Raw genomic sequence first — 21,581 nt, forward strand, 5'->3', positions numbered from 1 at the left:
CATTGCGGGGGAGGGAGGAGACAGAGCGTTTTATCTGTAGAAAGCAAAACCCCCGGCCTGGGCCGGGGGTTCTGGTATCACTCGTCGAGGAAGGAGCGCAGATGCTCGCTTCGCGTCGGGTGGCGCAGCTTGCGCAGCGCCTTGGCTTCGATCTGACGGATCCGCTCACGGGTCACGTCAAATTGCTTACCGACTTCCTCAAGGGTGTGGTCGGTATTCATGTCGATGCCGAAACGCATGCGCAGTACCTTGGCTTCACGTGCAGTAAGGCCGGACAGTACGTCGCGAGTCGCTTCTTTGAGGCTCTCAACGGTGGCGACATCGATTGGCGACTGCATGGTCGAGTCTTCGATGAAGTCACCCAGATGGGAGTCTTCGTCATCACCAATCGGCGTTTCCATGGAGATCGGCTCTTTAGCGATCTTCAATACCTTGCGGATTTTATCCTCAGGCATTTCCATGCGTTCGCCCAGCTCTTCCGGGGTCGGTTCGCGACCCATTTCCTGCAACATCTGCCGGGAAATGCGGTTGAGCTTGTTGATGGTCTCGATCATGTGCACCGGAATACGGATGGTGCGGGCCTGGTCGGCGATCGAGCGAGTGATCGCCTGACGGATCCACCAGGTGGCATAAGTCGAGAACTTGTAGCCGCGACGGTATTCGAACTTGTCCACAGCCTTCATCAGGCCGATGTTGCCTTCCTGGATCAAGTCGAGGAATTGCAGGCCGCGGTTGGTGTACTTCTTGGCGATCGAGATCACCAGACGCAAGTTCGCTTCAACCATCTCTTTCTTCGCGCGGCGGGCCTTGGCCTCGCCGATCGACATGCGACGGTTGATGTCCTTGATTTCAGCAATGGTCAGGCCGGTTTCGGTCTCAAGCGCGGTCAGCTTCTGCTGGCAGCGAATGATGTCCGGTTGCACGCGACCAATGGCTTCAGCGTATTTCGCCTTGCCTTTGGCCAGTGCGTCGGACCAGCTTTCGTCAACTTCGTTGCCTGGGAACTGGCGCAGGAAGTCGGCGCGCGGCATGCGTGCATCACGTACACACAGTTGCATGATTGCGCGTTCTTGAGCACGCAGACGCTCAAGTGCACTGCGAACACGTTCAACCAGGCCTTCGAATTGCTTCGGTACCAGCTTGATCGGCATGAACAGCTCAGCCAGCGCCAGCAGCTCGGCAATTGCCTGCTTGTTGGTGCGACCATGCTTCTTCAGGGCCTTGCGGGTGATTTCCATTTGATCGGAAACCGCACCGAAACGCTGGGCAGCGATGATCGGGTCTGGACCGCTTTCGGCTTCTTCTTCGTCGTCGCTGGATTCAGCTTCGTCGTCGTCGGAGTCGTCGTCCGCTTTGGCAACCTTGGCATCGACAGGCGGCGGTACTTCGGCAGCCGGCGGCGCAATGCCGTCGTCCGGGTCGATATAACCGCTCAGGACGTCCGACAGGCGGCCACCTTCGCTGGTAACGCGGTTGTACTCGGAGAGAATGTGGTCAACCGTGCCAGGGAAGTGCGCGATTGCGCCCATCACTTCACGGATACCCTCTTCGATACGCTTGGCGATTTCGATTTCGCCTTCGCGTGTCAGCAGCTCGACGGTACCCATTTCACGCATATACATGCGCACAGGGTCGGTGGTACGACCGATATCGGTCTCCACAGCAGCCAGCGCGGCAGCCGCTTCTTCAGCGGCAGCCTCGTCGGTATCGGCGTCGGCCAACATAAGGGCGTCCGCATCCGGAGCACTCTCGTGTACGGGGATCCCCATGTCGTTAATCATGCGGATGATGTCTTCCACCTGCTCAGGATCTGAAATATCCTCGGGCAGGTGGTCGTTGACCTCGGCGTAAGTCAGATACTTCTGCTCACGACCCAGTTTGATCAACTCAATAATACGAGACTGCTGTTGCGCTTTTCCGGACATAACACCCTATCCACTGAAGGTCTTGGCGGGCAAAAAACAAGCCGAGGATTATACCCGAGCTATGACCTCACACGCCAGCTGAGGTCGGGTTTGATGCGCAAACGTTCTGTTTTAAGAGGTCGCGCATCTGTTTTGCTATCTGAATTTGCTCTTCAGCCGACAATCCCGGCTGCCTTGCTCTTTTGATGAGGTCATCGAGGGTCTGCGTGTGCTGACCCGCAGATAACCTAGTAATGGTGTCTAAAAATTGTTGTTCAAGGTTATCGCCGTCAATTAGCCACTCCTTTTCCGCGAGTGCTCTCAAGAGGCGCCCCTGTTCGGTGCCATGCCAACGAGCCATCAATTGAATTGAGTTTAGCTTGGGATTTTTCTGCACCGCCTCGATCAAGGCGATCAGTACCTGAGCATAGCTGTTGCTTTCATTGGCAAAGTGGTCGGCGCTTTCAACCTTTCCCGCCAGTTGCGGGTGATGAATAAGCGTGCGCAACGCGATAAGCATGGGCGCTTCAACCGCTACGGGCGTACGTGGCGCATAGGCTTCATCGCGGTCGCCGCGCTTGCCGTTCTTGCTCCAGGGTTTCTTGTTGTCCCATTTCTTGCCGCCGGCGCCGGGTTTCTTCGCTGTCCACTCCTGCTGGGGCGTGTAGGCCTCCTGGGGTTGGTGGAAGTCGGAATAATCCGGCATGGCGTCGTAATCCATGCCTGGGTCATAGGCCGGCGGTGCGTCCGGTGGCGCGCTGTGCACCAGCTGGCTGACGGCATCCCCGCTCAATCCGGTGATTTCCAGCAGGCGCATGCGCATCAGTGATTTCAGGTTGGCGCCTGGGACTTTGTCGATCAGCGGTGCCGCGAGGGTGGCCATGTGCGCCTTGCCTTCGAGGGAGCGCGGGTCGGCTTCTTCGGTCAGTTGCTGGAAGAAATAATCCGCCAGTGGCTGGGCGTGCTGATTGATGCGTGCGCGAAACGCGTCGGTGCCTTCGGAGCGAACCAGTGTGTCCGGGTCTTCGCCTTCGGGCAGGAACAGAAAGCGCGCCCTACGCCCATCCTGCAAGCTCGACAGCGTGGCTTCGAGTGCGCGCCAGGCGGCATTGCGCCCGGCTTGGTCGCCGTCGAAGCAGAACAGCACGCTGGGCACGACGCGAAACAGGCGTTTCATATGTTCTTCGCTGGTGGCGGTGCCCAGCGTCGCCACGGCATTGCGCAGGCCTTGCTGGGCCAGGGCGATGACGTCCATGTAGCCTTCAACCACGATGATTTCATCAAGGTTGCGGTTGTTCTTGCGTGCTTCGAACAGGCCGTACAGCTCCTGGCCTTTGTGGAATACCGGCGTTTCCGGCGAGTTCAGGTACTTGGGTTTGTCGTCCCCCAGTACCCGGCCACCGAAAGCGATGATCCGGCCACGGCTGTCGCGGATCGGAAACATCACGCGGTCGCGGAAACGGTCGTAACGCTTGCCGGTCTCGGCGTTTTCCACCAGCAGGCCAGCATCAATCATGGCCTTTTGCTGCAGCGTATCGCTGCTCAGGTGCTTGTACAGATTGTCCCAGCCGGGAGGGGCAAAGCCCAGGCCGAAATCGCGGGCGATCTCGCCGGTAAGGCCGCGCCCCTTGAGGTAATCGACGGCGGCCTTGCGCTGCGGGTGGCTTTTAAGTGCCTGGCGATAGAAGTCGGCAGCGGCGGTCAGCAGCGGGTAGAGCGGTGAGTCGGTGGGCTGTCGGGGTTTGTGCGCGCGGCCACTTTCTTCACGGGGGATTTCCATGCCGGCGGCTTTCGCCAGTTCCTCGACGGCCTGGGGGAAGTCCAGGTTGTCGTGGTCCATGATGAAACCGAGGGCGTTGCCGCCTGCGCCGCAGCCGAAACAGTAGTAGAACTGTTTGTCGGGGCTGACGCTGAACGACGGAGTCTTTTCTTTGTGGAACGGGCAGCAGGCGGTGTAGTTTTTACCGGCCTTCTTCATTTGCAGGCGCGAGCTGACAACATCGACGATGTCGGTGCGGTTCAGAAGGTCGTCAATAAAGCTCTGGGGAATTAGCCCGGCCATGGCGTTCTCGTCATCACTGCGTGTATATGAGGGCCCATCAAGCACTCAAGCACAGGGATTCACGGCTTGATCAACAATTGTCTGCTTGGGCTGTCAGGGAGTGTATCTGCCGAGCATTCACTGACGTTAATTTCTATCAGTCTTCGGCTTGGAAATGTTGCCCGGGTTTCCGGTCTTGGCCAATGATGGGCCTCGGAAAAGGGGCGCAGCCGATACGATTGATCGTCTGTTGAAAAATAAGTGTGCTCGTCAGTAGCCTTGTTAGGCTCGTCAGAAGAGACGTGCACCGCTGGCAAAAGAGCCAGTCCTGACGTGTGAAGCTATGTATCGGTCGCGTGTGCGGCGTCAACAGTGAAGCATCAAGCGATATCCGCAAATGCCAGCAGCCCGGCTGAAGGCCGGGCTTTGGCAGAAGCTTGCTACGATCGTCTGTGTATTAGTACAGACGAACGGCGCGGCGCTGTTCGCGCTGAACTTTCTTGGCGTGACGCTTAACAGCGGCTGCTGCTTTGCGCTTACGCTCAGAAGTTGGCTTCTCGTAAAATTCGCGGCTACGAACTTCAGCCAGTACACCGGCTTTTTCGCAGGAGCGCTTGAAACGACGCAGAGCTACGTCGAAGGGTTCGTTCTCTTTAACTTTGACGGCTGGCATCCAGAGCTACCTTCTTTCATTACCGGGATCAACGTTCTCGTCGCAAAACATTCGCGGCTGAGGTCGTCGGTTTTTAAGGGTTGCGGATGTTAACCCCTCATTGCCCGGAATGCAAAGCCTCTGATCGAAAACCGCTAGTCGGGAGGGGGAGTGGCGACTATTATGCGCGCCTTCGAATTCAGCCTCTACAAGGCGCAAACCCATGCTAGTACTGGGACTTGAAACCTCCTGCGACGAAACCGGCGTCGCACTTTACGACAGTGAACGCGGGCTTTTGGCCGATGCACTGTTCAGTCAGATCGACCTGCATCGTGCCTATGGCGGCGTGGTGCCGGAGCTGGCCAGCCGCGATCACGTCAAACGCATGCTGCCGTTGATTCGCCAGGTGTTGGATGAGGCCGGCTGTGTGCCGACCGAGATCGACGCAATTGCTTACACCGCAGGCCCCGGATTGGTTGGAGCCCTGCTGGTTGGGGCGTCTTGCGCTCAGGCGCTGGCCTTTGCCTGGGGCATTCCTGCCCTCGGTGTGCACCACATGGAGGGCCATTTATTGGCCCCCATGCTGGAAAAAACACCGCCAGAGTTTCCGTTCGTCGCTTTGTTGGTTTCCGGTGGCCATACGCAGCTGGTTCAGGTCGATGGCATCGGCCAATACACGCTTTTGGGCGAATCGCTGGATGATGCTGCTGGTGAGGCTTTCGACAAGACCGCGAAGATGATGGGCCTCAACTATCCCGGTGGCCCTGAAATTGCGCGTCTGGCCGAAAAGGGCGTACCGGGTCGTCATACGTTCCCGCGCCCGATGTGCGATCGCCCTGGCTTGATGTTCAGCTTCAGCGGCTTGAAAACCTCTGCGCTCAATACTTGGCAGCAAAGCGTCAGCGCCGGGGACGACAGTGAACAAGCCCGTTGCGACATTGCGCTGGCGTTCCAGCAGGCCGTGGTGGAGACTTTGACCATCAAGTGCAAGCGCGCCCTGAAACAGGCAGGGATGAAGCGCCTGGTGATTGCAGGCGGCGTCAGCGCCAACAAGGCATTGCGTATCTCGCTGGAAAAAATGCTCGGCGACATGCAGGGCGACGTGTTCTATGCGCGGCCAGAGTTCTGCACCGACAACGGCGCGATGATCGCCTATGCCGGTTGCCAGCGTCTGCAGGCCGGGCAGCATGAGAGCCTGGCCATCAGCGTGCAGGCGCGTTGGCCGATGGAGCAGCTTTCACCGTTGTAAGGGGGCGGTGCGAGCCGGGTTCATCGACGGCATTTAAAAATGCCGTTCGCGCCCGGCAAACAGGTCGCGTAAATTGCCGCGGTGACGCCAGACAATCAGCAGCGTCAGCACGCTCATCGGCAACAACGCCGCAGGCTCCTGCCATGCCAGCAACGGCAGAGTGAGCGGTGTGGCGATCAGCGCCGCCAGCGAGCTGGTGCGGGTCAGGTAGAAGGTCAGCAGCCAGGCCAGTACGGCCAGCAACGCAGCCGGTGGGTAGATCCCCAGCAGCATGCCGGCCGCCGTGGCAACACCTTTACCGCCGCGAAAACGAAAGTACAGTGGAAACAGATGGCCCAGCACGGCACACACGCCCACCCAGGCTTGCTGTTGCAGGGAAAGACCGACAAGGCTGGCGATCAGCACGGGCAACAGGCCCTTGCAGAGATCGCCGAGCAACGTCAGCACGGCGAGTTTCTTGCCGGCCAGGCGCAACATATTGGTGGCACCGGCATTGCCTGAGCCACTCATTCGCGGGTCGGGATTTCCCGTCAGGCGGCTGAGCAAAATGGCAAAGGACAGCGAGCCGAGCAGGTAGGCGAGAATCGCCAGTGACCAAAACATGCTAACTATTCCGGGCGAGGACGCCCTGATTCTAACGGGGCATCGCGCCCTTGTCGTGCTGCGGAGAAGAGTGCTTGGACAGAGTGTTTATCGAAGGCCTGGAAGTCGACACCGTGATCGGGGCCTACGACTGGGAGCGCGGCATCAAGCAATGCCTGCGCCTGGACCTGAGCTTCGCGTGGAATAACCGCCCGGCTGCGGCCGGCGACGACCTGACCCTGGCGCTGGATTACGCCAGCGTATCCGCACGTATCCAGGCGTTTGCCGAGCAGGCTCAATTCCAGCTGGTGGAAACCTTTGCCGAGCGCTTGGCCGAAGTGCTGATGAGCGAGTTCCAGATTCCCTGGCTGCACCTCAAACTGACCAAGCCGGGTGCCGTGCCGGCCGCCAAGGGCGTGGGTGTGGAGATCGAGCGCGGATGTCGCTAACTCAGGTTTACCTTGGCCTTGGCAGCAATATCGAGCGCGAAACCCACCTATGCGCCGGCCTGGACGCGCTGGCGGGTTTGCTGGTCGATATGCGTTGTTCGGCGGTGTTCGAAAGCCAGCCGGTGGGTATCAAGAGCGGGCCGTTCTTCAATCTGGTGGTGTCGGGCTACACCGATCTGCCATTGATGGAGCTGGACCGTCGTTTGAAATTCATCGAGGCCGACAATGGCCGCTATGCGCCTGATCGCAAGGGCTTGCCGTTGGATATTGACGTGCTGCTGTATGGCGAGTTGGTGGGCAATTTCGATGGTTTGATCCTGCCGCGGGCAGAAATACTGAAGAACGCCTTTGTATTGTGGCCGTTGTCGTTGATGGCCCCCGATCGTGTGCATCCGGAGGCGGGCAAGCCGTTGGCTGAGCTGTGGCGTGATGCGCGGATCGACCAGGTACTGGCGCCTGTCGGGTTTGAATGGCAGGGCCAGCAACTCACTTCGGACGTTCTTCTGTAAGCGCCGAGCTTGCTCGCGCAAGAGGCGAGTTAATCCAGGCAGTCCGTGTGACGATCCTCACGGGCAAGCTCGCTTCTACACTGAATATTGCTCTTTGTAGTGCTTCAACGCCTTGAGCCGCTCGCGCTTGAGGGCTTCGCCCAGCTCCGGGCCCTTGAAACCTTTCTCCAGCAGGGGCGCTACCGCCACTTCGCGCGCTGCCTTTGCCGCGCCGCGTAAGTAGTCGGCCTGTGGATAACTACGCTGCTCGAAACCCTTGCGGCCGCGCGCATCCATTTCACATGCCACCACAAACTCCTCGAAGCGCTGGGGTCGACGGTACACATCGAAACTTTGCAGCAACTCCAATAACGTCGAGGCTTTCAGCTCAAGTGCACGATGTCCGTGAGTGTGGTACTGGCCAACCAGCAGCGCCAAATCCTGGCAATCCTTCGGCACTTTGAAACGCTCGTTGACCGCCTTGATCAACTTCAGGCCCTTGTGCTCGTGAGCGATATGCTGTGGCAACTTATCCACAGGCGTCAGGCCCTTGCCCAGGTCATGCAGCAGGCAGGCCCAGCGCACCGTCAGGGGTTGTTGATGCCGGGCGGCCTGTGCCAGCACGCTCAAGGTGTGTACGCCGGTGTCAATTTCGGGGTGATGGGCTTCAGGCTGTGGTACGCCGAACAACGCGTTCACTTCCGGCATCAAGGTTTTCAGCGCATCACAGTCGCGCAGTACCTGGATAAACACCTCTGGCTGATCCTCCATCAGCGCCCTCGATATTTCCTTCCAGCTACGCTCCGGGGTCAGCGCTTGCAGTTCGCCGGACTCGCTGAGCTGACGCATCAGTTCCAGTGTGTGCGGCGCCACGGTAAAACCCAAATGAGCGTAACGCGAGGCAAAGCGTGCAACACGCAGCACACGGAGGGGATCTTCAGCAAAAGCTGGGGAAACATGACGCAGGATGCGCGCAGCAAGATCGCTTTGGCCGCCGTAGGGGTCGGTCAGGTTGCCTTCATCGTCCTCTGCCATGGCATTGATGGTCAGGTCGCGCCGAATCAGGTCTTCTTCCAGCGTGACCTCGGGGCTGGCGTGAAACACAAAGCCGCCGTAGCCGCGGCCGCTTTTGCGCTCGGTGCGGGCGAGGGCATATTCGTCACCGTTTTTCGGGTCCAGGAACACCGGAAAGTCAGCGCCCACAGGCTTATAACCCTTGGCGAGCATTTCTTCGGCGGTTGCGCCCACCACAACGCGGTCGATGTCGGTGACCGGTATGCCCAGCAAGCGGTCACGTACCGCACCGCCGACTTTGTAGATTTTCATGAAAAAGCCTCCATTAGCCGCACAGGATACCGCCTGTGCCGGACCAATGGAGGCTTTGCCGTTTCAGAGGTGAACGACGGCCAGGTCCAGGCGGCCGTAGTCGTTGTCGTTGTGATCGGTGCGCGGTGGCACGTGGTGAGTCTTCATCACTTGATCGCCCTGCAAGGTTTCCAGGTGAATGTCGAAGCCCCACAGCCGATGCAGATGCTTGAGCACTTCTTCGGTGGACTCGCCCAAGGGTTTGCGATCGTGCTGCTGGTGACGCAGCGTCAGCGAGCGGTCACCGCGCACGTCGATGCTGTAGATCTGCACGTTAGGTTCGCGATTGCCCAGGTTGTACTGCGCCGCCAGGGTTTCGCGGATGGTGCGGTAACCCGGTTCATCATGGATGGCCGGGACTACCAGGTCATCCTTGAGGTCGTCATCGAGAATGCTGAACAATTTGAGGTCACGAATCACCTTGGGTGACAGGTACTGCAGGATGAAGCTCTCATCCTTGAAGCTGCTCATGGCGAACTTGATGGTCGACAGCCAGTCGCTGCCGGCGATTTCCGGGAACCAGCGGCGGTCCTCCTCGGTGGGGTGCTCGCACATGCGGCGGATGTCGCGGTACATGGCAAAACCCAGCGCATAGGGGTTGATGCCGTTGTAATACGGGCTGTCGAAGCCCGGCTGGAACACCACGCTGGTATGCGAGGTGAGGAACTCCATCATGAAGCCGTCAGTGACCAGCCCCTCGTCGTACAGGTCGTTCATCAAGGTGTAGTGCCAGAACGTTGCCCAGCCCTCGTTCATCACCTGGGTCTGGCGCTGTGGATAAAAATACTGGGCGATCTTGCGTACGATGCGCACGATTTCCCGCTGCCACGGCTCCAGTAGCGGCGCATGTTTTTCCAGGAAATACAGGATGTTTTCCTGAGGTTCGGCGGGGAAGCGCGCATTGTCTTTGTCGCTGTTTTTACCGGCACGTTTGGGAATGGTGCGCCACAGGTCGTTGATTTGCTTCTGCAGGTGCTCCTCGCGCTCCTTCTGGCGCAGGCGTTCTTCTTCGGCGGAGATCGGATACGGTCGTTTGTAGCGATCAACGCCGTAGTTCATCAGGGCATGGCAGGAGTCGAGCAAATCCTCTACCGCATCGATGCCATGGCGTTCCTCGCACTGCATGATGTACTGCTTGGCGAACACCAGGTAATCGATGATCGAGCTGGCATCGGTCCAGGTGCGGAACAGGTAGTTGCCCTTGAAGAAGCTGTTGTGCCCGTAGCAGGCGTGAGCCACCACCAGCGCCTGCATGCAGATGGTGTTTTCCTCCATCAGGTAGGCGATGCACGGGTCGGAGTTGATGACGATCTCGTAGGCCAGCCCCATCTGGCCACGGGTGTAGGATTTCTCGGTGCTAAGGAAGTGCTTGCCGTAGGACCAATGGTGATAGCCCAAGGGCATGCCCACCGAGGCATAGGCATCCATCATCTGTTCGGCGGTGATCACTTCGATCTGGTTGGGGTAGGTGTCCAGGGCATAGCCCGCCGCGATACGGCTGATTTCCCGGTCATAGGCCTGGATCAGTTCAAAGGTCCACTCGGAGCCCGTGGATATGGGTTGGCGTTTTTGCTCTTTTTTGGCGGTCATGTCACTAACCTGCGCTGGAAGAGTTCACGGAAGACCGGGTAGATATCGCCGGCCGAGACCAGTTGCTGCTGGGCGAAAGTGTCGGCAAAGGCTTCGCCGATGCGTTCGTATTCGAACCACAGGGCCTGATGCTCACGGGGAGTGATTTCAACATAAGTGTAGTACTGCACGAACGGCATGATCTGGTTGATCAGGATGTCGCGGCAGATTGGCGAGTCGTCATTCCAGTTGTCACCGTCGGAGGCTTGGGCGGCGTAGATGTTCCACTCATTGGCTGGATAGCGCTCGGCCATGATCTCCTGCATCAGTTTCAAGGCGCTGGACACGATGGTGCCGCCGGTTTCCCGTGAGTAGAAAAACTCTTCTTCGTCCACTTCCCGCGCGCTGGTGTGATGTCGAATGAACACTACGTCGATCTTGTCGTAGTTCCGCTTGAGAAACAGGTACAGCAGGATGAAGAAACGTTTGGCGATGTCCTTGGTGGCCTGGGTCATGGAGCCGGACACGTCCATCAGGCAGAACATCACGGCCTTGGAACTGGGGTTGGGCTGCTTCACCAGCAGGTTGTATTTGAGGTCGAAGGTATCGAGAAACGGCACACGGTGAATACGCGCGCTGAGTTTCTCGATTTCCGCCTCGATTTCCTGAATATCGCCGAAGTTGTCTGGCTCTTCACGTTTAAGACGGGCCAGTTCTTCCTTGGCTTCCTTCAGTTTTGCGCGACTGCTGCCCGACAGGGCAATACGCCGGGCATGCGCCGAGCGCAGGGTGCGAATGATATTGATGCGGGACGGGTTACCTTCGTTACTGACGCCGGCACGCACGGTCTTGAAGGTGTCGGTGCCGGTCAGGTTGCGTTTGACCAGGTTAGGCAGTTCCAGGTCTTCGAACATGAATTCGAGGAATTCTTCCTGGGTGATCTGGAACACGAACTCATCCATGCCTTCGCCGGAGTTACCGGCTTTGCCCGGCCCCTTGCCGCCGCCTCCGCCCTGGGGGCGCTGGATATGTTCGCCGGTGGTGAATTCCTTGTTGCCGGGGTGAACCACGGTCTGCTTGCCGCCACGACCATGGTGCAGCACCGGTTCGTCGATGTCCCGTCCGGGAATGCTGATTTGTTCACCATGCTCCATGTCGGTGATGGAGCGACGGCTGACGGCCTCTTCAACGGCCTTTTTGATGTGGTCACGGTAACGCCGCAGGAAACGTTGGCGGTTTACCGTGCTTTTGTTCTTGCCATTGAGGCGTCGGTCGATCACATAGCTCATGGGGAGCCCTCCGGGCAGCTTCACGTTACAAGCTTCAAGCCGCGAGCTGGAAGCTTAGAGACAAGCGGTCAGCTGCCAGGCCAAAGGCCTGGCAGTGTGCGCCCGTCGCTGCCTTACTGCGATTTGCGAACCCGCAGGTACCACTCGGAGAGCAGGCGTACCTGTTTGTCGGTGTAGCCACGCTCGACCATTCGTGTGACGAAATCGTTGTGTTTTTGCTGATCCTCCTTGCTGGCCTTGGCATTGAAGCTGATGACCGGCAGCAGATCCTCGGTGTTGGAGAACATTTTCTTCTCGATGACCACCCGCAGCTTCTCGTAGCTGAGCCAGGTTGGGTTCTTGCCATTGTTGTTGGCGCGGGCGCGCAGCACGAAGTTGACGATTTCGTTGCGGAAATCCTTCGGATTGCTGATGCCGGCCGGTTTTTCGATCTTCTCCAGTTCTTCGTTGAGAGCCACGCGGTTGAGGATCTCGCCGGTTTCCGGGTCGCGGTATTCCTGGTCCTGGATCCAGAAGTCGGCGTACAGCACGTAGCGGTCGAAGATGTTCTGGCCGTATTCGCTGTAGGACTCCAGATAGGCGGTCTGGATTTCCTTGCCGATGAACTCGATGTAGCGCGGCGCCAGGTATTCCTTGAGGAAGCGCAGGTAGCGTTCGCGGGTTTCCGCCTGGAATTGTTCCTGTTCGATCTGCTGTTCGAGAACGTAGAGCAGGTGCACCGGGTTGGCGGCGATCTCGTGAGGGTCGAAGTTGAAGACCTTGGAGAGGATCTTGAACGCAAAGCGTGTCGACAGGCCGTTCATGCCTTCGTCCACGCCTGCAGTATCGCGGTACTCCTGGATCGACTTGGCCTTGGGGTCGGTGTCCTTGAGGTTTTCGCCGTCGTACACGCGCATCTTCGAATAGATATTCGAGTTTTCCGGCTCCTTGAGGCGTGACAGTACGGTGAACTGCGCCAGCATCTTCAAGGTGTCGGGCGCGCAGTGGGCCTTGGCCAGCGAACTGTTGAACAGCAGCTTGTCGTAAATCTTGATTTCATCGCTGACCCGCAGGCAGTAAGGCACCTTGACGATATAGATACGGTCGATGAAGGCTTCGTTGTTCTTGTTGTTGCGGAAGGTGTGCCATTCCGATTCGTTGGAGTGGGCCAGCAGGATACCGTTGAACGGAATCGCGCCCAGGCCTTCGGTGCTGTTGTAGTTGCCTTCCTGGGTGGCGGTCAGCAGTGGGTGCAGCACCTTGATCGGTGCCTTGAACATCTCCACGAACTCCATCAGGCCCTGGTTGGCCCGGCACAGGGCGCCCGAGTAGCTGTAGGCGTCGGCGTCGTTCTGCGGGAATTCTTCGAGTTTACGGATATCGACTTTACCCACCAGCGCGGAAATGTCCTGGTTGTTCTCATCCCCTGGCTCGGTTTTCGCTACGCCGATCTGGTTGAGGATCGACGGGTAGAGTTTCACCACGCGGAACTGGCTGATGTCCCCGCCAAACTCGGACAGGCGCTTGGTGGCCCAAGGCGACATGATGGTGTTGAGATAGCGACGTGGGATGCCAAAGTCCTCTTCGAGGATCGCGCCATCTTCCGTGGCGTTGAACAGGCCCAAAGGCGACTCGAAGACCGGCGAACCCTTGATGGCGTAGAAGGGCACCTTCTCGATCAGTTGTTTGAGTTTTTCCGCCAGGGAAGACTTGCCGCCGCCGACGGGACCCAGCAGATAGAGGATCTGTTTCTTCTCTTCCAGGCCTTGGGCGGCATGGCGGAAGTAAGAGACGATCTGGTCGATGCATTCTTCCATGCCATGGAAGTCTTCAAAGGCCGGGTAGCGCCTGATCACCTTGTTGGAGAATATTCGCGACAGGCGCGAATTGTTCGAGGTGTCTATCAGTTCCGGCTCGCCGATCGCCAATAGCAGGCGCTCGGCGGCAGATGCATAGGTGCTGCGGTCCTGTTTGCACAGCTCAAGATACTCTTGCAGCGTGAGTTCTTCCTGCTGTGTGGATGCGAAGCGTTGTTGGAAGTGGCTGAAAATACTCATGACGTCGTCACCTCGCTCGATACGTGGAGCCGACGCCGGATCAATCAGTCGATGCTGGCAGACATTGGCGGACGCCAATGACCGTTTCCCCCCAGAACACCCTGAAACGCTACCGATGACCCGCACGCCGGTGTACCGGCTCTCCCCTGATTTGGATGGCCTGCGCTTAAGGATAGTTCGGAATCCGGGAGGTCAAGGTGAGATGCGCAATTAGTTTGGCTGCGCCGTTCGTCAGAAACGGCGCGAGCCCAAGCGTCACGCGGGGTAGCGGGGTGTGAAAAAAATTATTGCGAATCGCCTGAGGAAATTTCCGCAGGATAGGTCGTACGCCATAGCTCGAAGCCACCGTCCAGGCTATAGACGTCGGAGAAGCCCTGGCTGATCAGGTAGGCGGCGGCACTCTGGCTGGAATTGCCGTGGTAGCAGGCCACGATCACCGGCGCGTCGAGGTCGGCCGCACGGATGAAATCGGCGATGTTGTGGTTGTCCAGGTGTTGGGCGCCCTTGATATGACCCGCGGCGTACGCCTGGGGATCACGGATATCCACGACCACTGCGGCCTGCTCGCGCAACGCCTGGGCTTGTTCGGGGGGGATACGTTTGAATTCGCTCATGGCGGGCTCCTATGGCTTGGCGGCGGTCGGCTGTGTGACGGGCACGGGGGGTGGGCACTGGCAGCTCAGGCGCTCGCCGGTGTCGATGTTCATCAGGGTCATGGCGCCGCCCCACACGCAACCGGTGTCGAGGGCATACACGCCAGGTTCTTCGCACTTGCCTTCCAAGGCTGCCCAGTGACCGAAGACGATCTTCGTGTCGCGGGTCTTGCGCTCCTTATGGGCAAACCAGGGCTTGTACCCAGGCAGCGCGGTATCGACGCCTTCCTTGCTTTTGAGGTCCAGCTTGCCCTCGGCAGTGCAGAAGCGCATGCGCGTGAAGTAGTTGGTGATCACTCGCAGGCGGGTGACGCCGCTGAGGTCGTTGTCCCACTTCACCGGCTCGTTGCCGTACATGCCATCGAGATAGGCGGTGTAGAGGTTGTCATCGGCCAGCGCCGCTTCTACTTCGGCGGCACACTTGAGGGCTTTCTTCAGTGACCACTGCGGCGCGATGCCAGCGTGGACCAAGGCCGTGTTGCGGGCTTCGTCATAATGCATGAGCTTTTGTCGGCGGAGCCAATCGAGCAGTTCGACACGATCGGGCGCTTCGAGAATTTCCCGCAGGGTGTCGCTCTTTTTCAGGCGCTCGATGTTATTGCCCGCCGCCAGCAGGTGCAGGTCGTGGTTGCCCAGTACGCACACCAGTGAGTCGCGCAAACGATAGAGGTAGCGCAGGGTTTCCAGTGACTGTGGGCCACGGTTGACCAGATCACCCACCAACCACAGGCGATCATTCACCGGGTCGAAGCCCACTTGTTCAAGCAGGCACTTGAGAGGCTCCAGGCAGCCTTGCAGGTCGCCGACCGCGTAGGTCGCCATCAGTGCAGGGCTCCCGGCACCGCGAGGCGAAAGGGCGCAATGATGGCGTCGAACAACTTCCCATCGGTGGCCTTCATTTGATACGAGCCTTGCATGGTGCCGACCTTGGAGGTCATGACCGTGCCGCTGCTATAAGTGTGGCTGGCGCCGCTGTCGATCAATGGCTGTTGGCCGACAACGCCCGCGCCGCGTACTTCCTCTACCTGGCCGTCACCGTCGGTGATGACCCAGTGGCGCGACAGCAGCTTGGCCGGCACCAGCCCGTTGTTCTTCACCGTGACGGTATAGGCGAAGGCGAAACGGTTGTGTTCAGGTTGCGATTGGTCCGCGAGGAAGCGGGTGACGACGCTGACGTCGATCTGGTAGCGAGGATCGGACATGCGAGAGGCCTTACCTTAAAAGCAAAAGCGGAGGACAGCAGATGCGGATCAGTCTAGGCCATGAGGCGGGCACTAGGCCAGACTCGCTGTCTGCGGGAGCGGGCAAGCCGACTCCCACAGAGGCAGGCTTCAGTCTGCGGCGGGCGGCGGTTGGATGGCAAGCTGGTCGGCCAGGCGCACGAACGCAGCCAGGTCCAGTTGCTCCGGGCGCAGGCCGCCATCGACGCCGGCGGCTTCGATCTCGGCGTTGCTCAGCAGCGCCTTGAGCGTGTTACGCAAGGTCTTGCGACGTTGGTTGAATGCTTCACGCACCACGCGCTCCAGCAACCGATGGTCCTTGGCGGGATGCGGCAGTACGGCGTGAGGCACCAGCCGCACAATGGCCGAGTCAACCTTCGGTGGCGGATTGAACGCCCCAGGGCCGACGTTGAACAAGTGCTCCACGCGGCAGTGATACTGGACCATGATCGACAGGCGACCCCAATCACCCCCACCCGGACCTGCTGCCAGACGTTCAACCACTTCCTTTTGCAGCATGAAGTGCATGTCGCGGATGATCCCTGCGTTGTTCAGCAGATGGAAAATCAGCGGTGTGGAAATGTTGTACGGCAGGTTACCGACCACACGCAGGCTGTTAGGCGCGGCGTTGAGGCTGTTGAAGTCGAACTTGAGTGCGTCGCCCTGGTGCAAGTTGAAGTTGGACTTGCCGGCAAACTGCTGGTTGAGGATCGGGATCAGGTCCTTGTCCAGCTCAACCACGTCCAGTTGAGCGCCGCTGGCCAACAGGCCCTGGGTCAGTGCGCCCTGGCCCGGGCCGATTTCCAGCAGGCGGTCTTCGGGCTTGGCATGGATGGAGCGCAGGATGCGGTCGATTACACCCGCATCGTGCAGGAAGTTTTGCCCGAAGCGCTTGCGCGCCCGGTGTTGGTAGTGCTCAGTCATATACGGGTCTCGGCCATCTGGTAGGCGGTTTCCAGGGCCACGTGCAGGCTGCCGGTATCGATCTTGCCGCTGCCCGCCAGGTCCAGGGCAGTGCCATGGTCGACGGAGGTACGGATTATCGGCAGGCCCAATGTCACGTTGACTGCGGCGCCGAAGCCTTTGTATTTCAGCACGGGCAGCCCCTGGTCATGGTACATCGCCAGCACTGCATCGCAGTGCTCCAGATATTTGGGGGTAAACAGAGTGTCCGCAGGCAGTGGACCACGCAGATCCATGCCTTCTTGGCGCAGGCGCTCTAATGTCGGTTCAATGATGTCGATTTCTTCATGGCCCAAGTGGCCGCCTTCACCGGCGTGGGGGTTGAGCCCGCAGACCAGGATGCGCGGTTGGGCGATGCCGAATTTCTGTTGCAGGTCGGCGTGCAGGATGCGTGTGACACGCTCCACCCGTTCGGCGGTGATGGCGTCTGCAATCTCACGCAGCGGCAGATGCGTCGTCACCAAGGCAACGCGTAGGCCGCGAGTCGCCAGCATCATCACAACTTGAGCGGTATGGGTCAGTTCGGCGAGGAATTCGGTATGGCCGGAGAAGGCGATGCCGGACTCGTTGATCACACCCTTGTGTACAGGGGCGGTGATCATGCCGGCGAAGTCACCGTTCATGCAGCCTTGCCCGGCGCGGGTCAGTGTTTCCAGTACAAAGGCCGCGTTGGCCTTGTTCAGTTGCCCGGCAACCACCTTGGCCGGCAACGGGGTATCCCATACATACAGGCTGTCTTTGGGGGCCGGCACATCAGGCCAGTTGCCCGGCGCCACGTCCAGCAGGTTGACGGCCACACCCAACTGCGCAGCCCGCTCAAGGAGCAGGTCGCGGTTGGTAATGGCAATCAGGGGGTGTGGCTGGGGCTGCGAGGCGAGCAGCAGGCAGAGGTCTGGACCAATGCCGGCCGGCTCGCCGGGTGTGACTGCAAAACGTTGGGGTTTCACTGGCTTGCCTGGTTGGTGCCTGTTTGCTCGGCGCCTGGCAGCTTGTTCTCAACGTAGGCTTCGTCACGGATCTGGCGCAACCAGGTTTGCAGCTCTTCGTCGTATTTGCGGTTACGCAGCACGGTCAGGGCTTGTTGCTCGCGAGCCTGGGTGGTGTTGTCGGTGGCGCGACGGCCCAGGACTTCCAGTACATGCCAGCCATATTGGGTCTTGAACGGCTTGGACAGCACGCCTTGCGGGGTCTTGGCCATCACGTCCTGGAACTCCGGCACCAGGGCTTTCGGGTCGATCCAGTTCAGGTCGCCGCCGTTGAGCGCCGAACCCGGGTCTTCCGAGAAGCTCTTGGCCAGGGTGGCGAAGTCTTCACCGCCTTCGATGCGGTCATAGATCTTCTGCGCCAGCTCCTTGGTTTGTGCCTCGGTGCGGATTTCACTTGGCTTGACCAGGATGTGACGAACATGGACTTCGTCTTTCAGCGAGGTCTCGCCGCCACGCTTGCCCAACAGCTTGAGGATGATGAAGCCGCCTGGCGTACGGGCAGGCTGGGTGATATCACCCACTTGCATTGCGCTGAGTTCGCGGTCGAACGGCGGCGGCAACTGAGCGGCTTTACGCCAGCCCATGTCACCACCGTCCAGGGCGTTATCGCTGCCGGATACGGCGATGGCGGTCTGGGAAAAGTCAGCGCCAGCCTTCAGGCGGTCGTAAACGGCCTGGGTTTTTGCCGCGGCGGCATTGAGTTGCTCAGCGTTGGCGCTGTCCGGCGTCGGGATCAGGATATTGGCCAGGTGCAGTTCCTCGGAGAGCTGCATCTTGCCCAGGTCCGAAGCCAGGAAGTTCTTCACTTCCTGTTCGGAAACCTGGACCCGCTCCGCCACACGACGCTGACGCACACGGCTGATGATCATTTCACGCTTGATCTGGTCACGAGCGTCCTCATAGGACAGGCCATCGTGAGCCAGGGCGGCGCGAAACTGATCGATGCTCATGTTGTTGCGCTGAGCGATGGTGCCGACGGCCTGGTTCAACTCTTCATCCGAAATACGGATGCCGGAACGTTCGCCGATCTGCAGTTGCAGGTTTTCGACGATCAGGCGCTCCAGCACCTGAGGCTCCAGAACGCTGGTCGGTGGCACACCGCCGCCACGCTTGGCGATGGTTTGCTGCACTTCCTTGACCCGTTGGTCCAGCTGGCTCTGCATGATCACGTCGTTATCGACAATGGCCGCAACTTTGTCCAGCTGTTGAACGGCCGCGTGTGCCGATACGGTACCCAGGAACAGCGCGCCCAGCACGAGCGGGCGCAGACAATCAGAAAGCTTGATCTTCACGTTCACGATAACCTTGAATGCCTTTGTCGAGGAAGCTCTCTACCTTGGAGCCGGTCAGGCCGCCGAGTCCTTTAAGGACGATCTGGAAGAAGAGCCCGTGGTCACCCTTTTCGTTAAGGGGGGCGATCTGGGTATATTCGTCGTTGGAAACCCAGTAACGATTGATAACGCGCAGTTTCCAGCAGCAGTTGTCGTACTCGAAACCACCGAAGGCTTCCAGGGTACGGTTGCGGGCGTAGTCATACTGCCAGCGGGTGATCAGGTTCCACTGCGGAACGATCGGCCACATCATCGAGAAGTCGTGTTGCTGGATTTTGTAGTAATCCTTCACGAAATTCGGGTCGCCTGGCTGCCCGTAGTCACCACCGAACTGCCATTTGCCGGTCAGCTGGTTGTACACCACCTGGTCGTTGCGATAGCGATAACCCAGGTTGACGACCTTGTTCGGGTTGTCTTCCGGTTGGTAGTGGAACATGGCGCTGCCGGAGCGAGGGCTGTGGCTGTCAGGGTCCCAGTTGTAGTCGGCGGTCGCACGCCAATCGCGATTGAAGCGGAACTCATAGTCCAGAGCGATAGGCGATACGTTCGACTGTGCGTCGGCACGGTCGGCAGCCAAGACGCCGGGCAGTTGGACTTCACGGTCCTTGAAATACAACGCTTGGCCCACGGACACACGTTGACGTTCGAAGCCGTTTTCTTCGATCCAGCGGCTGGTCACACCCAGGGAGAGCTTGTTCTCATCGCCGACCCGATCATTGCCGCTGAAGCGGTTGTCGCGGAACAGCGAGGCATAGCTGAACGAGTATTCGCTGGTATCGAATACTGGGATATCGCTCTGGTCCTTGTTGGGAACATAAAGGTAGTACGCACGCGGTTCCAGGGTCTGGCGATAATCTTTGCCGAACCAATTGGTATTGCGATCGAAGTACAGGCCACTGTCGATACTTGCGACCGGAATTGCACGGTCCTGGGAGCTCTTGTATTCGCCACCGGCATATTGGGTGCCAGTAGCCGCTGCGGCAGCTTGCGCAGCGATGATCTGGTTTTTACCCGTGCCATCCAGATCAAGATCGTACTTGGTATAAACGTACTTGAGCTTCGGCGTAATGAAACCGTAGGTCCAGTTCATTGGGTACTCTACGGCTGGCGCAACGTTCAGGCGTGTGCCGTTAGCACGGGTCAGGCCTGTAACATAAGTATCCAGTCGCGGTGATACGACGCCGTTTTCATCGGTGAACGTGCCATTTTCAAGGCTCCGCTCAAACCGGGCAGCTTCCGTCTCATAGGTGAAATTCAATCCGCCCGGATGATACGGCAACATACCGTTGAAGGTGATTTGCGGTAGTCGATCATACGGCGTGATCTGGGAAATCGTCGCCAATTGGTAGGCTTGAACGTTCAGGCGGGCCTGGTACGAGTCGCCCCGGTACGTCAGGGAGCCTTGCTGGTTAAGGAAGTCACGGTTCTGAACCCCTTCTTCATAGGTCTTGAGATCCTGGAAGTAGTAAGGGTCGCTGATCTTCGTGTAGTCGACCTGGGACGTCAGGCGTGAATCCAACCCACCTTTATGCTGCCAATTGAGCATATAGCGAGTTTTTTCGTAGTCGGTCTGATTTTTCCGCTCGTCGCTGTCATCGTTCAGGTACGCGCCGCCGAACTGACCTTCACTGGACTTGGTGAGGTAGCGGAATTCGCCTTCCATCAACAGGCCGCGCTTGGTCATGTATTGCGGGTACAACGTGGCGTCGTAGTTCGGTGCCAGGTTGAAGTAGTACGGCGTAACCAGGGTAAAGCCAGTCTCGCCACCCGTGCTGAAGCTCGGCGGCAGGAAGCCGGATTGACGACGGTTGTCGATCGGGAAATAAATGTAAGGGGTGTAGAGGATCGGGATGTTCTTGACCCGCAACGTCGCGTTGGTTGCCGTACCGAAACCGGTGGCAGGGTTCAACGTGATGTTGTTGCCCTTGAGCTGCCAGGCGTTGCTGTCTGGCTCGCAGGTGGTGTACGTACCGTCCTTGAGACGGATGATCGCGTTTTCGGCACGCTTGGCGTACAGGGCGTTACCGCGGATGCGCGACTTGTGCATCACGTATTCGGCGTTGTCGATCTGCGCCGCACCGGTATCGAGCTGTACCTGGGCATGGTCACCCACGATCAGGGCGCCGTTGTCGCGCAGGCGAACGTTGCCGTTCAGCTCGCCACGGTTCTCGGCCTGATACAGGCTGGCTTCCTGGGCTTCCATCTGCATGCTGCCCTGGCGCATGACGACGTCACCGGCCAAGGTCGCGATCTGTTGTTCCTGCTCGTAACGAGAAGCCTTGGCGCCGATGAACGTCGGTGCGTCGCTCTTGGCTGTCTTGTCGTTCATGCCAGGACGCATCGGCTCGATGTACGCACCGCCGCAATACGGGCCGGTTTCGGCCAGCTGGGCGGCGGTCAGCTTCTCGCGAGGCACCCAGTCCAGGTGGCTGTAGTCGGCGCTGCGCGAACGCAGGCCACGGCCCTTGGCTTCGGTGACCAGCATGGTCTTGGGTTCGGCGTCGGCGCTGCTGCCGGTTTCGCCTTGTGGCGTACCGTTTGCCGAGCTGACGGCAGAGCCATCATGCACCGGGCGTGGCGGCAATGGGGCTGCGGCGGTTTTCGGCGCGCAATCCCAGGCACCCGAAGCAGAGACTGAGCAGTCATACTGTTCCGCGGCGACCACGAATGAGGTGGCGAAAGGTTGCATGGCCAGCAGACTGCCGGTTACCAGCAACGGAAATTTTCTACGAAACGCGGGGGATTTCAATGCCATCTTATTAGTCCGGGCTTCCTGCGTGCCATCTGCCCGCGGTTTGGGCCGC

Annotated in this window: 18 protein-coding genes; 3 read left to right on the plus strand and 15 right to left on the minus strand. The window is 59.1% G+C overall.

Annotated elements, in window-relative coordinates; all coding sequences use genetic code 11:
* Positions 1 to 77: 77 nt before the first annotated feature.
* The 3 genes from rpoD to rpsU all read right to left on the minus strand — a co-directional run bounded on the left by rpoD (position 78) and on the right by rpsU (position 4,618).
* The gene (gene rpoD, locus MJP36_RS04930) at positions 78 to 1,925 is read right to left on the minus strand and encodes an RNA polymerase sigma factor RpoD (RefSeq protein WP_060757267.1); all 1,848 of its coding nucleotides are present in this window, start codon (positions 1,923 to 1,925) and stop codon (positions 78 to 80) included.
* 67 nt (positions 1,926 to 1,992) lie between these two features.
* Positions 1,993 to 3,966 carry a DNA primase gene (gene dnaG / locus MJP36_RS04935; protein WP_244384986.1) on the minus strand — a complete coding sequence of 658 codons (1,974 nt, stop codon included), beginning with the start codon at positions 3,964 to 3,966 and terminating at the stop codon, positions 1,993 to 1,995.
* Positions 3,967 to 4,402: 436 nt separating this feature from the next.
* Entirely contained in the window at positions 4,403 to 4,618 is a 216-nt protein-coding gene (gene rpsU / locus MJP36_RS04940) for a 30S ribosomal protein S21 (RefSeq protein WP_002551877.1), read from the minus strand.
* A 202-nt stretch (positions 4,619 to 4,820) separates the two neighbouring features.
* Between rpsU and tsaD the strand changes: the two genes are divergently transcribed.
* Complete coding sequence (gene tsaD, locus MJP36_RS04945; RefSeq protein WP_060757269.1) at positions 4,821 to 5,846, plus strand: tRNA (adenosine(37)-N6)-threonylcarbamoyltransferase complex transferase subunit TsaD; 1,026 nt, start codon at positions 4,821 to 4,823, stop codon at positions 5,844 to 5,846.
* Positions 5,847 to 5,879: 33 nt separating this feature from the next.
* On the opposite strand, the gene plsY is transcribed toward tsaD, so the two are convergent.
* Positions 5,880 to 6,449: a glycerol-3-phosphate 1-O-acyltransferase PlsY gene (gene plsY / locus MJP36_RS04950; RefSeq protein WP_060757270.1), complete on the minus strand. Its 570-nt coding sequence runs from the start codon at positions 6,447 to 6,449 to the stop codon at positions 5,880 to 5,882.
* Positions 6,450 to 6,523: 74 nt separating this feature from the next.
* Between plsY and folB the strand changes: the two genes are divergently transcribed.
* A complete protein-coding gene (gene folB, locus MJP36_RS04955) occupies positions 6,524 to 6,877 on the plus strand; it encodes a dihydroneopterin aldolase (RefSeq protein ID WP_244384987.1) in 354 nt (117 codons plus the stop codon).
* On the plus strand, positions 6,868 to 7,386 hold the full coding sequence (gene folK / locus MJP36_RS04960; protein ID WP_104994847.1) for a 2-amino-4-hydroxy-6-hydroxymethyldihydropteridine diphosphokinase: 519 nt from the start codon (positions 6,868 to 6,870) through the stop codon (positions 7,384 to 7,386). The genes folB and folK overlap by 10 nt, the downstream gene beginning before the upstream one ends.
* Before the next feature lie 75 nt (positions 7,387 to 7,461).
* Here the strand turns inward: folK and MJP36_RS04965 are convergent, their stop codons facing one another.
* The 11 genes from MJP36_RS04965 to MJP36_RS05015 form a co-directional block, all read right to left on the minus strand.
* Positions 7,462 to 8,691, minus strand: a complete 1,230-nt coding sequence (locus tag MJP36_RS04965) for a multifunctional CCA addition/repair protein (protein WP_244384988.1) — start codon at positions 8,689 to 8,691, stop codon at positions 7,462 to 7,464.
* A 63-nt stretch (positions 8,692 to 8,754) separates the two neighbouring features.
* Positions 8,755 to 10,320, minus strand: a complete 1,566-nt coding sequence (locus MJP36_RS04970) for a SpoVR family protein (RefSeq protein WP_060757274.1) — start codon at positions 10,318 to 10,320, stop codon at positions 8,755 to 8,757.
* Entirely contained in the window at positions 10,317 to 11,588 is a 1,272-nt protein-coding gene (locus tag MJP36_RS04975; protein WP_060757275.1) for a YeaH/YhbH family protein, read from the minus strand. Before MJP36_RS04975 ends, MJP36_RS04970 begins: the two co-directional genes overlap by 4 nt.
* A gap of 113 nt (positions 11,589 to 11,701) precedes the next feature.
* Complete coding sequence (locus MJP36_RS04980) at positions 11,702 to 13,624, minus strand: PrkA family serine protein kinase (protein ID WP_060757276.1); 1,923 nt, start codon at positions 13,622 to 13,624, stop codon at positions 11,702 to 11,704.
* Between the two features lie 284 nt (positions 13,625 to 13,908).
* Positions 13,909 to 14,238, minus strand: coding sequence for a thiosulfate sulfurtransferase GlpE (gene glpE, locus MJP36_RS04985; protein ID WP_090368494.1), 330 nt, complete (start codon positions 14,236 to 14,238; stop codon positions 13,909 to 13,911).
* A 9-nt stretch (positions 14,239 to 14,247) separates the two neighbouring features.
* Complete coding sequence (locus tag MJP36_RS04990) at positions 14,248 to 15,099, minus strand: symmetrical bis(5'-nucleosyl)-tetraphosphatase (protein ID WP_060757278.1); 852 nt, start codon at positions 15,097 to 15,099, stop codon at positions 14,248 to 14,250.
* The gene (gene apaG, locus MJP36_RS04995) at positions 15,099 to 15,479 is read right to left on the minus strand and encodes a Co2+/Mg2+ efflux protein ApaG (protein WP_060757279.1); all 381 of its coding nucleotides are present in this window, start codon (positions 15,477 to 15,479) and stop codon (positions 15,099 to 15,101) included. The genes MJP36_RS04990 and apaG overlap by 1 nt, the downstream gene beginning before the upstream one ends.
* A gap of 129 nt (positions 15,480 to 15,608) precedes the next feature.
* Positions 15,609 to 16,421, minus strand: coding sequence for a 16S rRNA (adenine(1518)-N(6)/adenine(1519)-N(6))-dimethyltransferase RsmA (gene rsmA, locus MJP36_RS05000; RefSeq protein ID WP_244384989.1), 813 nt, complete (start codon positions 16,419 to 16,421; stop codon positions 15,609 to 15,611).
* Positions 16,418 to 17,407 carry a 4-hydroxythreonine-4-phosphate dehydrogenase PdxA gene (pdxA, locus tag MJP36_RS05005; RefSeq protein WP_244384990.1) on the minus strand — a complete coding sequence of 330 codons (990 nt, stop codon included), beginning with the start codon at positions 17,405 to 17,407 and terminating at the stop codon, positions 16,418 to 16,420. Before pdxA ends, rsmA begins: the two co-directional genes overlap by 4 nt.
* Positions 17,404 to 18,744, minus strand: coding sequence for a peptidylprolyl isomerase (locus MJP36_RS05010; RefSeq protein ID WP_081087108.1), 1,341 nt, complete (start codon positions 18,742 to 18,744; stop codon positions 17,404 to 17,406). The genes pdxA and MJP36_RS05010 overlap by 4 nt, the downstream gene beginning before the upstream one ends.
* A complete protein-coding gene (locus MJP36_RS05015) occupies positions 18,719 to 21,532 on the minus strand; it encodes an LPS-assembly protein LptD (protein ID WP_104994843.1) in 2,814 nt (937 codons plus the stop codon). Before MJP36_RS05015 ends, MJP36_RS05010 begins: the two co-directional genes overlap by 26 nt.
* Positions 21,533 to 21,581: the final 49 nt, after the last annotated feature.

Origin of the sequence: Pseudomonas palleroniana, assembly GCF_022836895.1 — a bacterium.
GTDB lineage: Bacteria > Pseudomonadota > Gammaproteobacteria > Pseudomonadales > Pseudomonadaceae > Aquipseudomonas > Aquipseudomonas palleroniana.